Annotated in this window: 15 protein-coding genes; 11 read left to right on the top strand and 4 right to left on the bottom strand. The window is 36.3% G+C overall.

The genetic code is table 11. The features are described from left to right. Positions 1-519: 519 nt before the first annotated feature. The 5 genes from porX to BUB25_RS15420 all read left to right on the top strand — a co-directional run bounded on the left by porX (position 520) and on the right by BUB25_RS15420 (position 4,787). A complete protein-coding gene (gene porX / locus BUB25_RS15440) occupies positions 520-2,073 on the top strand; it encodes a T9SS response regulator signal transducer PorX (protein WP_072945918.1) in 1,554 nt (517 codons plus the stop codon). A 120-nt stretch (positions 2,074-2,193) separates the two neighbouring features. Next, complete coding sequence (gene tsaE, locus BUB25_RS15435) at positions 2,194-2,601, top strand: tRNA (adenosine(37)-N6)-threonylcarbamoyltransferase complex ATPase subunit type 1 TsaE (RefSeq protein WP_072945916.1); 408 nt, start codon at positions 2,194-2,196, stop codon at positions 2,599-2,601. Between the two features lie 12 nt (positions 2,602-2,613). Further along, the gene (locus BUB25_RS15430) at positions 2,614-3,084 is read left to right on the top strand and encodes a GNAT family N-acetyltransferase (RefSeq protein ID WP_072945914.1); all 471 of its coding nucleotides are present in this window, start codon (positions 2,614-2,616) and stop codon (positions 3,082-3,084) included. 91 nt (positions 3,085-3,175) lie between these two features. Then, positions 3,176-4,375, top strand: a complete 1,200-nt coding sequence (locus BUB25_RS15425; RefSeq protein WP_072945912.1) for an alanine dehydrogenase — start codon at positions 3,176-3,178, stop codon at positions 4,373-4,375. A 34-nt stretch (positions 4,376-4,409) separates the two neighbouring features. Continuing rightward, positions 4,410-4,787: a DUF4258 domain-containing protein gene (locus tag BUB25_RS15420; protein WP_072945911.1), complete on the top strand. Its 378-nt coding sequence runs from the start codon at positions 4,410-4,412 to the stop codon at positions 4,785-4,787. A 78-nt stretch (positions 4,788-4,865) separates the two neighbouring features. Here the strand turns inward: BUB25_RS15420 and BUB25_RS15415 are convergent, their stop codons facing one another. Then, positions 4,866-5,540 (bottom strand): uracil-DNA glycosylase, encoded by a 675-nt coding sequence (locus BUB25_RS15415; RefSeq protein ID WP_072945909.1) that lies wholly within the window; start codon positions 5,538-5,540, stop codon positions 4,866-4,868. 113 nt (positions 5,541-5,653) lie between these two features. Here BUB25_RS15415 and BUB25_RS15410 point away from each other — a divergent pair, with 113 nt between their 5' ends. The 3 genes from BUB25_RS15410 to BUB25_RS16820 all read left to right on the top strand — a co-directional run bounded on the left by BUB25_RS15410 (position 5,654) and on the right by BUB25_RS16820 (position 8,572). Beyond that, positions 5,654-7,822 carry an endonuclease MutS2 gene (locus BUB25_RS15410; protein WP_072945907.1) on the top strand — a complete coding sequence of 723 codons (2,169 nt, stop codon included), beginning with the start codon at positions 5,654-5,656 and terminating at the stop codon, positions 7,820-7,822. 129 nt (positions 7,823-7,951) lie between these two features. Next, positions 7,952-8,368, top strand: coding sequence for a thiol-disulfide oxidoreductase DCC family protein (locus BUB25_RS15405; RefSeq protein WP_072945906.1), 417 nt, complete (start codon positions 7,952-7,954; stop codon positions 8,366-8,368). A gap of 75 nt (positions 8,369-8,443) precedes the next feature. Continuing rightward, entirely contained in the window at positions 8,444-8,572 is a 129-nt protein-coding gene (locus BUB25_RS16820; RefSeq protein WP_262496854.1) for a hypothetical protein, read from the top strand. A gap of 54 nt (positions 8,573-8,626) precedes the next feature. Here BUB25_RS16820 and ettA read toward each other — a convergent pair whose 3' ends face one another. The 3 genes from ettA to holA are packed head-to-tail and all read right to left on the bottom strand — an operon-like array spanning position 8,627 to position 11,595. Then, positions 8,627-10,321, bottom strand: coding sequence for an energy-dependent translational throttle protein EttA (ettA, locus tag BUB25_RS15400; protein WP_072945904.1), 1,695 nt, complete (start codon positions 10,319-10,321; stop codon positions 8,627-8,629). A 41-nt stretch (positions 10,322-10,362) separates the two neighbouring features. Then, positions 10,363-10,545 carry a CAL67264 family membrane protein gene (locus BUB25_RS15395; RefSeq protein WP_072945902.1) on the bottom strand — a complete coding sequence of 61 codons (183 nt, stop codon included), beginning with the start codon at positions 10,543-10,545 and terminating at the stop codon, positions 10,363-10,365. 45 nt (positions 10,546-10,590) lie between these two features. Further along, positions 10,591-11,595 carry a DNA polymerase III subunit delta gene (holA, locus tag BUB25_RS15390; RefSeq protein ID WP_072945900.1) on the bottom strand — a complete coding sequence of 335 codons (1,005 nt, stop codon included), beginning with the start codon at positions 11,593-11,595 and terminating at the stop codon, positions 10,591-10,593. 92 nt (positions 11,596-11,687) lie between these two features. Between holA and BUB25_RS15385 the strand changes: the two genes are divergently transcribed. The 3 genes from BUB25_RS15385 (at position 11,688) to BUB25_RS15375 (ending at position 14,151) form a co-directional block, all read left to right on the top strand. Beyond that, the gene (locus BUB25_RS15385; RefSeq protein ID WP_072945898.1) at positions 11,688-12,140 is read left to right on the top strand and encodes a type I restriction enzyme HsdR N-terminal domain-containing protein; all 453 of its coding nucleotides are present in this window, start codon (positions 11,688-11,690) and stop codon (positions 12,138-12,140) included. Between the two features lie 116 nt (positions 12,141-12,256). Continuing rightward, positions 12,257-13,246 (top strand): glycosyltransferase family 2 protein, encoded by a 990-nt coding sequence (locus BUB25_RS15380; RefSeq protein ID WP_072945896.1) that lies wholly within the window; start codon positions 12,257-12,259, stop codon positions 13,244-13,246. Positions 13,247-13,317: 71 nt separating this feature from the next. After that, positions 13,318-14,151 carry an OmpA/MotB family protein gene (locus BUB25_RS15375; RefSeq protein WP_072945895.1) on the top strand — a complete coding sequence of 278 codons (834 nt, stop codon included), beginning with the start codon at positions 13,318-13,320 and terminating at the stop codon, positions 14,149-14,151. The last annotated feature ends 64 nt before the right edge of the window (positions 14,152-14,215 follow it).

The following is a 14,215-nucleotide window of genomic DNA, read 5'->3' as shown; positions in this document are numbered from 1 at the left end:
GTCTGTTACGCTTGCCACTAACTTGTATATACACGTTATAAAGTAGCGGATATACACCCCCTTTGGGATAGATTAGCGCTAGTCTATATCGTTTTCTAAACAAATATAAAATAATATTTTTATTACAAATCATCGAATAGGCTTTATATTTAACATAAGTTATAGTTTACCATTTTGTTGATATATAAATTCCTCATTATTTGTAAACAATTGACATTAAAAACTAAATCCTTCTTATAAATACTACTCCTTCTCGCAACCGCGTGAGAGACGGCAACGGAGAGCCCACAGTCGCGACTTTTTAGCGGCGAGGACTTGCAGTGAACTGCCTGACCGAAGCTTTGGCGGAGGACACGCCCAAAAAAAAGATAGGCCGGAGCGCCAATAAAAAGTCATTTTTGGAGTTCTATACTTGGCTTTTAACACTAAGATTTATCATAATATTAGCAAGTGGAAGCCTCAAAAAGCTGTAAATTGGCAGAATGATTCCCGGAACGGGAACACTAGTAGCACGACTATATGGATAAGATAAAAATACTTTGGGTTGATGATGAAATCGACTATTTGAAACCGCATATTTTGTTTTTGGAGAAGAAAAATTACAGCGTGACCACCTGCAATAACGGCCGCGATGCGATTGATATTTTTGAAAATGAGAATTTTGATATTGTTTTCCTAGACGAAAACATGCCGGGCATGAGCGGGCTGGAAACGCTCTCGGAAATGAAGGAGAAAAAAAGCTCTATTCCGATGATTATGATCACCAAAAGTGAGGAAGAATATATCATGGAAGAAGCCATAGGCTCTAAAATTGCCGATTACCTGATTAAACCGGTGAATCCAAACCAGATTTTGCTGAGTTTGAAAAAAAATCTGGATCACTCGCGACTGGTTTCGCAAAAAACAACCTTGGACTACCAAAAAGAATTCCGAAAAATTGCAATGGATATGGCGATGGTCAATTCCTATGAAGACTGGATTGAATTGTATAAGAAACTGATTTTTTGGGAACTCAAACTCGAAAACATCAACGATCAGGGCATGATTGAGATTCTGGAATCCCAAAAAGTAGAGGCCAACTCGCAGTTTGGAAAATTCATAGAGCGGAACTATGAAGATTGGTTTTTGCCAAAAGCAGATAAACCCATTCAGTCTCATACCTTATTCAGAGAATTAGTGGTGCCTGAAATCGTAAAAAAGGACAAACCTATTTTATTTGTCGTAATCGATAATCTGCGCTACGATCAATGGAAATCTTTTGAAAGCGTGGTGGCTAATTATTATAAATTGGAAAAAGAGGTTCCCTACTACTCTATTCTGCCTACAGCCACCCAATATGCAAGAAATGCCATTTTCTCTGGCTTGCTACCGGTGGAAATGGAAAAACAGTTTCCGCAATATTGGAAAAACGATCCCGAAGAAGGCGGAAAAAACCTGTATGAAGCAGAATTTTTGTCGGCGCAACTGAAACGCCTTGGACTAAAAATCAAAGAGGACTATTTTAAAATCACCAATCTTGCCGGTGGTAAAAAACTGGTTGAAAACTTCAAGTCCTTAAAAGACAATGATCTGGTGACGGTGGTCTATAATTTTGTGGATATGCTCTCCCATGCCAAAACCGAAATGGATGTAGTCAAAGAACTGGCTTCAGATGACAAAGCCTATCGCTCGTTGACTCTGAGTTGGTTTAGGAATTCGCCTTTACTGGAAATCATCCAACAAGCTCAAAAACTGGGTTTTAAATTGATTTTAACCACCGATCACGGAACCATAAACGTAAAAAATCCTTCGAAAGTAGTGGGAGACAAAAACACCAGTTTGAATTTGCGCTATAAAACAGGGCGTAGCCTTACCTACGAGCAAAAAGATGTTTATGCGGTAAAAGAACCAAAAAAGATTGGGTTGCCTGCCATAAATATGAGCAGTTCTTATATTTTTGCAAAAAATGATCTGTTTTTGGCCTATGTCAACAATTACAATCATTATGTGAGCTATTATAAAAACACCTATCAACACGGCGGAATTTCACTCGAAGAAATGATTATTCCTTGTTTGATTTTTAGTCCGAAGTAGGCTATTTTTGTTTCAGGTTTGAATTTTCATGTTTCAAGTTTTGGAAAAAAAGTACATATAGTGATATCCATCACGAATAATTTAGAATTTAAAATTCATAATTTAAAATAATAAAAAAGAATGGAATTTATTTTTTCATTAGATGAAATCGAAAATATAGCGCAGCAAGTAGTAGCAGAAAATCCTAATAAAGTGATTCTTTTTCACGGCGAAATGGGAGCCGGAAAAACTACTTTTATAAAACAATTGTGTAAGACTCTGGGGGTTAGCGAAGCAACGAGCAGCCCTACCTTTTCTTTAGTTAATGAATACCAAACCATTGACAATCAAATTGTTTACCATTTTGATTTTTACAGATTAAAAAATGAAACTGAAGCGCTCGATATGGGGGCAGATGATTATTTGTATTCCGGAAATTGGTGCTTTATCGAATGGGCCGAAAACATCCCAAACCTGATTCCCGAATCCCATTCGGTTATTTCGATCAAGGTACTTGCTGACGGCAAACGTTCTTTAGAATTAAGTTAACTGACTACTGTGATGAATTTAGAAAATGACGTTGCCATTGTCTCTTTTTCAGCGGACCTGAAGGAGCCGATAAAAACCCTGAATATAGAATGGCTTGAAAAATATTTCAGAGTAGAACCCAAAGATGAAAAAGTACTTTCGAACCCGCAGCAAGAAATAATAGACAAAGGCGGAATGATTTTTTATGCCCGATACAAGGATGCAATTGTAGGCACCGTGTCTTTAATTAAAATCGAGGAGACTGCATTTGAATTAAGTAAAATGGCGGTTACAGATGGACTTCAGGGCTTGGGAATTGGTAAAAAACTAATCAAGCATTGCATTGAAGTGGCTAAAGAACAGCAAATTGGAAAACTTATTTTGTATTCGAACAGGAGTCTAAAGCCCGCTATTCATTTATATAAGAAGTTTGGTTTTGAAGAAATAGACTTGGAAGAAGGTATTTATGAAAGAGCCGATATTAAGATGGAAAAAATAATTTAGAGTGTAAATAATTTTACGCAAGCATTTCTGGACAGAAAATGCTGTTTTTTAATCTTTTTACGTAAATTTACTTCTTATTATCATCATTACAATGTCAATAGCAATAACTCCATTTACTAAATCTCAGCTGTTACCCCAAGAAGAAAAACTTGAGGTAAAAAGACAAAAAAGCGAACTTTTTATAGGAATTCCTAGTGAAACCAGCTATCAGGAACGACGCATCTGTCTTACTCCTGACGCTGTGAACTCCTTGACGTATCACGGGCATCGCGTAATGATTGAGTCTGGTGCGGGAGTTAGCTCGAGTTATTCCGACAAAGAATACAGTGATGCCGGAGCCGAAGTTACCTGCGATACTCGTAAGGTTTTTGGCTGTCCTATGATTTTAAAAGTGGGTGCTCCTACTCTTACCGAAATTGAAATGATGAATAATCAGGCCATTTTGATTTCGTCAATTCAATTAAAGACCAAGAAAAAAGCCTATTTTGAAGCCTTAACCAAAAAGAAAATTACCGCTCTTGCTTTTGAATATATCAAGGATCCTGATGGAACTTATCCAGCAGTGCGCTCCTCAAGCGAGATTGCAGGTACAGCTTCCATATTGATCGCAGCCGAGTTGATGATTACCAATGAGTTCGGGAAAGGATTATTATTTGGAAATATCACCGGCGTTCCGCCAACCGAAGTTGTGATTATAGGAGCCGGAACTGTAGGCGAATTTGCGGCCAAAACCGCTATAGGTCTCGGAGCCAACATCAAAGTATTTGATAATTCCATTACCAAACTAAGGCGTTTGCAAAACAATTTGAACCAACGCATTTTTACGTCAACAATCCAGCCTAAATCCTTATTGAAAGCGTTGAGACGTTGCGATGTGGCTATTGGAGCCATGCGTGGTATCGAGCGTTGCCCAATTGTTGTTACTGAAACGATGGTTGAAAACATGAAAAAAGGAGCCGTAATTGTTGATGTCAGCATTGACACCGGCGGTTGTTTTGAAACTTCGGAGGTTACTTCCCATGAGAAACCTACCTTTATTAAAAATGATGTATTGCATTATTGCGTACCTAATATTCCTTCTCGATATTCAAAAACAGCTTCGCTGTCCATCAGCAATATTATCACTCCTTATTTGATGCAAATTGCCAACGATGGCGGAATTGAAAGTGCCATCAGATGTGACATGAGTTTAAAAAATGGCGTTTACCTCTACCACGGTATTCTTACCAATAAAGCCATTGGCGATTGGTTTGACTTACCCAATAACGACATCAATTTAATTGTGTTTTAAACAAAGTTTCATTTACCTTTGCCAAAAAAATTTCATGAAATTTGCACAACGTTTTGCCTACTATTTAGTAGGATTGGTAATAGGTCTGTTTTTTGTTGCTATGGTTTTTGGAGGTAAAGACACTCGCTGTAATTATTTCCCAAACTCGAGGGTTTTAAATGATATCAGAAATAAACCTTTTGAATATTCTGAAAAAGCTTCCCAAGTTTTAGCCGAAAAATGGGTTGATACCACTGATATTAAAAAATCCTTGGAATTTGGAGATGTAGATTTTGACAAAAGCGATACCGAATTTGGAAAAAACGCGAAACTATACTTTATTGAAGGCAAAACAGCAGCCAACCAAAAGATTATCCTTAAAATAACGAACCGTTCTGACAAGGCTATTTTAGAGGATATCATCAAAGAATAGTAAGTATTCCATTCACTTAACATTACTATAGCTGTTGATTTTAATATAGAAAATCAAACTGACTACATTTTATAACAATCACAAAACCCACTCAATAGGCGTTTTGTGATTTGTTTTTAAATAGGCGTTGGTCTTACTAAAATGTTTGTTTCCAAACCATTTTCCTTGGTTGGCACTCATTGGAGACGGATGTCCTGATTCTAAAACCAAATGTTTGCTTCGGTCAATCTTCGCCCCTTTTTTATGGGCAAAATTTCCCCAAAGCAAGAAAACCACATGCTCTTTTTCATCTGAAATTTTTTGGATTACGGCATCGGTAAAAAGGTTCCAGTTTAAATGTTTATGACTGTTAGGCTTATCTTCTCTTACGGTTAAACTGGCATTCAAAAGTAAAACACCTTGTTTTGCCCAGCCTTCTAAATTACCCGAAGTTGGCATGAAAACAATGCCCAGATCATCACACATTTCCCGATAAATGTTGCGCAATGATGGAGGAATTCGGATGTCGTTGTTGACAGAAAAAGCCAAACCATTGGCCTCCCCCTTTCCGTGATATGGGTCTTGACCAATTATAACCACTTTTAAATCTTGGAAACTGCAATAGTTAAAAGCCGCAAAAATTAAGTCTCTTATCGGATAGCAAGTATGATTTTCGCATTCCTCATCTACGGTCTCCATTAATTCTATAAAATAACTTTTCTGGATTTCTTCAGCTAAAATGCTTTGCCATTCCGAATTGAGATTGATATGCATGTAATTTATTTTGGCACAAAGTTCGCAAAGTTTTTCACAAAGTCCGCTAAAAAAATTAACGCATTTCACTTTGAATCTTTGTAACTTTGACACCGTACAATTTAGTCTATAAAATGATATCCATTACCGAAAAAACCTTACAAGATCTGCAATTTCCAACCGTTCTAGAAACTATTTCGGCCATTTGCAATACAGATATTGGAAAAGACAAAGCCTTAAGAATTACTCCTTTTAGAGACAAAGAAAGCTTGATGCAGGCCTTGATGCAAACCTCTGAATATGTCTCATCCTTTCAAAATAACAATGCGATTCCTAACCACGGATTTGATGCCATAACACATGAGATTAAGTTTCTGGCCATTGAGGACAGTTTTCTTGAAGTAGGGAGTTTTAGAAAAATTGCAAGCCTGTCTTCTACGGTTAATTTTTTATTGAATTTCCTGAAAAAATTTGAGGATTATTATCCAAATCTAAATGCAAGAGCCTCGGAAGTAGAATTGACTAAGGAAATCATTACGCTTGTTGATGCCATAGTCGATAAATACGGAGAAATCAAGGACAATGCCTCTCCTGAGCTTTTAAATATTCGCAGGGATATTAATCTGGTGCGCGGCAAAGTGAATCAAAGTTTTGGAGTCGCTTTGACCCAATACAATAGCTTGGGTTATCTGGATGACATCAAAGAAAGTTTTGTGCAAAATCGCCGCGTTTTGGCTGTTCTCGCCATGTATCGCCGTAAGGTAAAAGGAACAATATTAGGAAGTTCAAAAACCGGTAGCATCGCTTATATCGAGCCCGAAGCGACCTTGAGATATTCCCGTGAACTCAGTAATTTAGAATACGAAGAGAAGGAGGAAATCACCCGAATTTTAAAGCAGTTATCAAATGCGATTCGTCCTTTTTTACCACTTTTAATCCAATATCAGGATTTCCTGAGTGATATTGACGTGATTGCCGCCAAAGCTAAATATGCTGATCGCATCAACGGAATCATGCCTACAATCACAGAAGAAAGACGACTTTATTTTAGAGACGCCTTTCATCCTATTTTGTATTTGACCAACAAACAAAAAAAGGAAATTACATATCCGCAAACCATAGAATTAAGTCAGGAAAACAGAATTATTGTGATCTCGGGACCCAATGCCGGTGGTAAAACCATCTCTTTAAAAACGGTCGGTTTGCTGCAATTAATGCTGCAATCCGGTATGTTAATTCCGGTGCATGAACGTTCCGAAACTTTTTTATTCGACAGGATACTAACCGATATTGGTGACAATCAATCTATTGAAAATCATTTAAGTACCTACAGTTATCGTCTAAAGAACATGAACTACTTTTTAAAGAAGTGCAACCGCAAAACCATGTTTTTAATTGACGAATTCGGTACAGGATCTGATCCCGAATTAGGTGGTGCACTAGCCGAAATTTTCCTCGAAGAATTCTATCATCGGGAAGCTTTTGGGATTATTACTACCCACTATTCGAACTTAAAAATTCTGGCTAACGAACTCCCTTTTGCGACCAATGCCAATATGTTATTTGATGAAAAATCATTGGAACCCATGTACAAACTGGTTTTAGGCCAAGCCGGAAGTTCCTTTACCTTTGAGGTGGCCTTGAAAAACGGTATTCCGTTTAGCCTAATCAATCGCGCCAAAAAGAAAATTGAAGTTGGAAAAGTACGTTTTGATAAGACTATTGCCACCCTTCAAAAAGAGCGTTCAAAGATGGAAAAAACATCGCAAACGCTGAAAGAAGAAGAAAGTAAAGCACGCGAAGAAGGCAAGAAAATGGAAACCATCAATGTCAAAATCAAGCAAAAACTGGAAAGCTATCAGGAATTGTATGACAGCAATCAGAAAACAATTTACATAGGTCAAAAAATTGAAGATATAGCCGAGAAATATTTCAACAATAAGAACAAGAAAGACCTGATTGGTGAGTTTTTGAAAATTATCGAAATCGAGAATTCAAAACGCAAGAAAGCTTCTCCAAAGGAGGTAAAAGCAATTATTGAAAAGAAGAAAGAAATCATTGCCGAAGTAACTGTTCAAGTTGAAGAAATCAGAAAAGAAAAGAAAGAAAAGAAACTCAAACCGATAATTGAAAAACCAAAACACATTTTAAAGGTAGGCGACAGAGTGCGCATGCTCGATGGAAAAGCAGTGGGAAGTATTGATATCATTGAAAAAAACAAGGCTACAGTCAATTATGGCGTCTTTACTTCTAAGGTAAGTTTGGATGAATTAGAACTGGTTGAAGCTGTTAAGAAAAAGTAATCAGTATTCAGATTACAGTGTTCAGTCAGTAGCGTCTTTGCGAGGCACGAAGCAATCACACTAGCACAGACTCAACTTAAGAAACTAAATGCGATTGCTTCATGCCTCGTAATAACTAAAACTAAAAAAATGCTTGATTTCCCTAAAGACAAAAAAATAATCCTCTTTGACGGCATTTGCAATTTGTGCAATTCGACGGTGCAATTCATTATTAAACACGATAAAAAAGACCTCTTTAGATTTGCTGCCATCGAATCTGATATGGGACAACAGATTCTCAAACACATTGGGATTGACCCCAAAAAAAGTGACAGTGTTATCCTTTACGAACCTGGGATTGCCTACTCCTGTAAATCAGAAGCCGTTTTAGAAATAGTTCAAGATCTTGGCTCTTTTTACAGTTTGTTGACTGTTTTCAAAATATTTCCAACAGCATTTTCGGATTCTGTTTATGATTATGTTGCCAAAAACCGATACCAATGGTATGGAAAAAAAGAACACTGCCTACTCCCTACTGCCGATTTAGAATCTAAATTTTTACACTAAATCCGAAATTACTGATTTTTATCATGTTCTATGCTTAATAGAATTTCTATTTTTGGTATTCTAAATACTGAAAATATGAAAAATATAGCGCTTTACAATTGGGATAACGGTTCGATAATCATTGTTTTTGTCTTTGGTTTTGTCGTAATAGGATTAGTTACGGCAGTTTTATTAATGATGAATAACGACCGAAAAAAGAAATAAAAAAAGAGGATGCTGCTAGACATCCTCTTTTTATTATTCAAAAAAAAGTAAAAATTAACTTCTGATTAATTTTCTGTATTTTAATCTTGTTGGAGTTAAATCTCCACCTAAACGTTTCTTTTTGTTTTCTTCATAATCAGAGAAACCACCTTCGAAATAGTACACTTCAGAGTTTCCTTCAAAAGCCAAGATGTGCGTACAAATTCTATCCAAGAACCATCTGTCGTGTGAAATAACCACGGCACAACCGGCAAAATTCTCCAATCCTTCTTCTAATGCACGAAGGGTATTCACATCCAAATCATTGGTAGGCTCATCCAATAGCAAAACGTTGCCTTCTTCTTTTAAAGTCATCGCAAGATGCAAACGGTTACGCTCTCCACCGGAAAGTGTCGCCACTTTCTTATTTTGATCGCTTCCGCCAAAATTGAATCGGCTCAAATAAGCGCGAGAATTCACTTGGCGACCGCCCATCATAATCAATTCCTGACCGTCACAGAAATTTTCCCAAATGGATTTTTCCGGATCAATATTGGAATGCGATTGGTCCACATAAGCAATTTTCACGGTTTCCCCGATAGCAAATTCTCCGCTATCTGGTTTTTCTTCGCCCATGATCATTTTAAAAATAGTCGATTTACCAGCGCCATTGGGCCCAATAATCCCCACAATTCCAGCTTGTGGTAATTTGAAATTCAAATTATCGTATAATAATTTCTCTCCAAAAGCTTTTGAAACATTTTTGGCTTCAATGACATTGGTTCCTAAACGCGGACCGTTAGGGATGTAAATCTCCAGGTTTTCGTCCAATTGTTTTTGGTCTTCATTCAAAAGTTTGTCGTAGTTCTGCAAACGCGCTTTTTGTTTCGTTTGACGTCCTTTGGCACCTTGACGAACCCAGTCCAACTCACGTTCCAATGTTTTTCTGCGTTTTGAAGCCGTTTTCTCTTCTAGCGCCATACGACCAGATTTTTGTTCCAACCAAGAAGAGTAATTTCCTTTCCAAGGAATACCTTCTCCTCTGTCTAATTCTAAAATCCAACCCGCCACATTATCCAAGAAATACCTATCGTGCGTTACCGCAATTACAGTTCCTGCATATTGTGCCAGATGTTGCTCTAACCAAAGAACACTTTCGGCATCCAAGTGATTCGTAGGCTCATCCAAAAGCAAAACGTCCGGTTGTTGCAATAACAAACGACATAAGGCAACACGACGGCGTTCTCCACCTGATAAATTCTTAATTGGCGTATCTGCTTCCGGAGTACGCAAAGCATCCATGGCAATTTCTAATTTGGTATCAATTTCCCAAGCACCCAAAGCATCAATTTTATCTTGTAAAAGCGCCTGACGATCCATTAACTTATCCATTTTATCTGGATCCTCATAGTTTTCAGGAAGGCCGAATAAATCGTTAATTTTATTATATTCTTCTAAAACTGCCATAGTTTCGGCAACTCCTTCTTTTACAATTTCGATCACTGTTTTGCTGTCGTCCAAAATTGGTTCTTGCTCCAAGTAACCCACTGTGTATCCGGGTGCAAAAACGACATCACCTTGATAATTTTTATCGGCACCGGCAATAATTCTTAATAAAGAAGATTTTCCTGAACCATTAAGACCTAAAATACCAATCTTTGCTCCGTAAAAGAAACTCAAATAGATGTCTTTTAAAACTTGTTTGTTACTGCTTGAGTAGGTTTTACTCAACTTTGACATTGAAAATATCACTTTTTTATCGTCTGCCATTTTTTTATTTAAAATTTAAAATTCAACATTTAAAATAGTACTTAAACTCTCCCCTTCAGAGAACTGAAAACCCAGGCAATAGCCAAGAATCCAACGCCTACGGCTGCAAATCCCCATCCGGAAACATCGCTGTATCTGAAAGCGCCTAGACCAATTAAGAGTAATCCCATTAATATCATAATAAAAGTAGCCCATCCTAAAATGGTGTTCTTATTCATTCCCATAATTGTGGTATAATTTAGAAGTGCAAATATCGTTAATTTAAACTGCTAATTAAATATATTATAAAGCATTTCTCTTAATAAATCAGCATTTGACATTGCATTTGCTCCTACTCCTTTGCTTTTTACGTCAATCTCTCTCAAAGAAGCCACAATTTGACTCACCTTTCGCATCGGATAATTCTTAAGTGCCACATCATATTCTTTCAAGAAAAACGGATTCACCCCGATTACGGCGGCCACATTTTTCGGATTTTTATCTTTCAACCCATGGTATTTGAGCAATTGAACAAAAAAGCCAAAAACCAAACTGGTGGTAACCACCATTGGATTTTCTTTTGGATTATTGGCAAAATTTTCAGCTATAGTGTACGCCTTAAGTTGGTTGCGCTCCCCGATTGCTTTTCTTAATTCAAAAACATTGAAATCTTTACTAAAACCAATGTTTTCCTCAATATCTTTTGGACTGATGGTGCTTCCTTTGGGTAAAATAATCTTCAATTTTTCCAATTCGTTATTGATCTTACTCAAATCAGTTCCCAAAAATTCAACCAACATTGCAGCAGCTTTAGGTTCTATTGCATACTTTTTTGCTGATAAAACCCGCTTTATCCAATCTCCAACTTGATTTTCATATAGCTTTTTGCTTTCGTAAACCACCCCGTTTTTAGCTAATAATTTAGTAGCTTTTTTACGCTTGTCTAAGGTTTTGTATTTATAGCACAACACCAAAACGGTTGATGCCATCGGGTTTTCGGCATAAGTTTCCAGTTTATCAATAGTACGGCTTAAGTCTTGCGCTTCTTTTACAATGACCACTTGACGCTCTGCCATCATAGGATAACGCTTGGCTGTAGAAACAATGTCTTCTATAGTTACGTCTCTGCCGTACAAAACGGTTTGATTGAATCCTTTTTCTTCCTCTGACAATACGTTGGCTTCTATATAATCCGATAATTTATCGATATAGTACGGCTCTTCCCCCATCAAAAAATAGATTGGTTTGATGTTTCCGCCCTTGATATCGTTTACAATTTTGATAACCTCGTCCATTCCTCTTTGTTTAAAGTTTGAATTTTAAAGTTTGTTGTTTCGAATGAAGCTTTTAAACTTTAAATTTTAAACTTATTTAATACTTTTGCTTCATGCAAAAATTAAATTTCCAACTTTATAACTTTCGGTTCAAAAATAGCGAAAATAAAGTATCCATTTTCGATGAAATCAGGAAAAAATTTATCATTCTCACACCCGAAGAATGGGTTCGTCAGCATGTGGTTCAGTTTTTAATGGAAGAGAAAAAATATCCCAAATCCTTAATTAATGTTGAAAAAGTATTAAAAGTCAACGGATTGAAAAAAAGATACGATGTAGTGGTTTTTAAGCCCGACGGCTCTATTTTTGTTTTGATCGAATGCAAGGCTCCCGAAATAAAAATAGCGCAAGCGACATTCGACCAAATTGCTCGTTATAATATGACGCTGAATGCTCAATTTTTGATGGTTACCAATGGTTTGAATCATTACTTTTGCCAAATGGATTATGAAAATGAAAAATATGAATTTTTGAGAGAGCTTCCAGATTTTAGCAGCCATTTATAATTATGGAACTCCCTATATAATTTCGCTTTGCGAACATTGAGGGAGCTCATTTTGTACTATAAAATTTTGTGATTTTAGTAAAAATCTTTTCGAACTTTACCCCTAAAAAATAAAACTTGAAAAAAATAGCAGTCGTCATACTTAACTGGAATGGAGTTCAACTATTAGAGCAATTTTTGCCTTCCATCATACAATTTTCACCTGAAGCGACAATTTATGTTGCCGATAACGCCTCTACAGATACTTCAGTTTCATTTGTGGAAAAGCACTTTCCCAATGTTCAAATAGTTAAAAACAAAGGCAATTTTGGTTTTGCACAAGGTTACAATGAAGCCTTGAAACACATTGATGCCGAAATCTATGCTTTAATCAACTCTGATATTGAAGCAACCCAAAACTGGTTAGGACCTATTCTTGAAACTTTTGACAAGGAACCAGATATAGCCATCATCCAACCTAAAATATTGGATTTTAAAAACAAACAATATTTTGAATATGCAGGAGCTGCCGGAGGTTTTATAGACAAATATGGTTATCCTTATTGCCGAGGGCGTATTTTTGATACTATCGAAAAAGACTTAGGCCAATACGATGACAACCGTGAAATATTTTGGGCTTCGGGGGCTTGCTTTTTTATACGAAGTGCTGTTTATAAGGAATTGAACGGTTTTGATGATGATTTTTTTGCACATCAGGAGGAAATTGACTTGTGCTGGCGCGCATTTAATAAAGGACATAAAATAAAATACAATTACAAATCGGTGGTTTATCATGTGGGCGGAGCAACCTTGCAACAAGGAAATCCAAGAAAAACCTTTCTTAATTTTAGAAATTCGCTATTGATGTTGACTAAAAATTTACCTAAAGAAAGCCTATACAAAGTACTCTTTTTAAGAATGATTTTGGACGGAATTGCCGGACTCCAATTCATTTCAAAGGGGAAATTCTCTCATTTTACTGCAATCCTTAAGGCTCATTTCTCTTTTTATAATTTATTTTCAGACACTTATAAAAAAAGAGCACAATTCCAAACAAAGAAATACTATAACCAAAAAAGCATCGTTTATAACTATTATATAAATTGTGGCAAGATTTTTGTTAAATGATTTTAACATAATTTATTTGTATAATCTAATCTTTAAAAACTAACTTTGTAATTCACACTAACATTAAATTTATGAAAAAAATTGTAATTGCCTTATCTGTGTTGGCACTTTTAACTTCATGTGTTTCTAAGAAAAAATATGCCGATTTAGAAGCTCGTAACAAAGAAACTCAAGATTTATTAAATAGCGCAACTGTAAAATTAAATTCTTGCCTAGAAGAAAAAGCGGGACTTACTGCTACTGTTGCTGGTTTAAAAGAGCACAATCAAGGATTGATTAATGTGTCAAAAGATTTGACAATGTTAACCTCTAAAGGTGCTGAAAATTTAGAAAAATCATTAGAAAGCTTAAAAGAGAAAGATTTAAAAATTTCAAGACTTCAAGACGCTTTAACCAAGAAAGACAGTGTAACATTAGCATTAGTTTCTAGTTTGAAAAGCTCTGTTGGAATCTCTGATCCAGATATCGAAATCAACGTAGAAAAAGGAGTTGTTTTCATCTCCATCGCTGATAAATTATTGTTTAAAACAGGCAGCTATGAAGTGTCTGACAAAGCAAAAGGAGTATTAGCTAAAGTTGCAAAAGTAGTAAATGACAAACCTGATTTTGAATGTATGGTTGAAGGTCATACTGACAATGTTCCATTGAACGGAAGCGGAGTTCTATTGGACAACTGGGATTTAAGTGTGAAACGTTCCACTTCTATCATCCGTGTACTTACAAATCAATTAGGTGTTAAACCAGAGCAATTGATTGCTGCAGGTAGAAGTTCTTACATTCCTTTAGTTGCGAATGATTCTGCTGAAAACAGAGCACGCAACAGAAGAACTCGTATCGTTGTATTACCAAAAATCGATCAATTCTACGATATGATTGAAAAAGAAATGAAAAAACAACAAAAATAGTTTTGATTTCAAATAGCGGTTTGTCAATGCAAATTGCCTAAACAGAAAACGTCTCGATATTCGA

The organism is Flavobacterium granuli (assembly GCF_900129705.1).
Taxonomy (GTDB): Bacteria; Bacteroidota; Bacteroidia; order Flavobacteriales; family Flavobacteriaceae; genus Flavobacterium; species Flavobacterium granuli.
This window is presented reverse-complemented; position numbering and strand designations above follow the sequence as displayed.

Excerpts from the sequence above, each read along its gene's own strand:
- BUB25_RS16820 (WP_262496854.1), top strand. The coding sequence starts at position 8,444 with ATGAAAAATATAGCGCTTTACAATTGGGATAACGGTTCGATAATCATT.
- tsaE (WP_072945916.1), top strand. The coding sequence starts at position 2,194 with ATGGAATTTATTTTTTCATTAGATGAAATCGAAAATATAGCGCAGCAA.
- BUB25_RS15385 (WP_072945898.1), top strand. The coding sequence starts at position 11,688 with ATGCAAAAATTAAATTTCCAACTTTATAACTTTCGGTTCAAAAATAGC.
- BUB25_RS15375 (WP_072945895.1), top strand. The coding sequence starts at position 13,318 with ATGAAAAAAATTGTAATTGCCTTATCTGTGTTGGCACTTTTAACTTCA.
- BUB25_RS15415 (WP_072945909.1), bottom strand. The coding sequence starts at position 5,540 with ATGCATATCAATCTCAATTCGGAATGGCAAAGCATTTTAGCTGAAGAA.
- BUB25_RS15395 (WP_072945902.1), bottom strand. The coding sequence starts at position 10,545 with ATGGGAATGAATAAGAACACCATTTTAGGATGGGCTACTTTTATTATG.
- BUB25_RS15425 (WP_072945912.1), top strand. The coding sequence starts at position 3,176 with ATGTCAATAGCAATAACTCCATTTACTAAATCTCAGCTGTTACCCCAA.
- porX (WP_072945918.1), top strand. The coding sequence starts at position 520 with ATGGATAAGATAAAAATACTTTGGGTTGATGATGAAATCGACTATTTG.
- BUB25_RS15420 (WP_072945911.1), top strand. The coding sequence starts at position 4,410 with ATGAAATTTGCACAACGTTTTGCCTACTATTTAGTAGGATTGGTAATA.
- BUB25_RS15410 (WP_072945907.1), top strand. The coding sequence starts at position 5,654 with ATGATATCCATTACCGAAAAAACCTTACAAGATCTGCAATTTCCAACC.
- ettA (WP_072945904.1), bottom strand. The coding sequence starts at position 10,321 with ATGGCAGACGATAAAAAAGTGATATTTTCAATGTCAAAGTTGAGTAAA.
- holA (WP_072945900.1), bottom strand. The coding sequence starts at position 11,595 with ATGGACGAGGTTATCAAAATTGTAAACGATATCAAGGGCGGAAACATC.
- BUB25_RS15430 (WP_072945914.1), top strand. The coding sequence starts at position 2,614 with ATGAATTTAGAAAATGACGTTGCCATTGTCTCTTTTTCAGCGGACCTG.
- BUB25_RS15405 (WP_072945906.1), top strand. The coding sequence starts at position 7,952 with ATGCTTGATTTCCCTAAAGACAAAAAAATAATCCTCTTTGACGGCATT.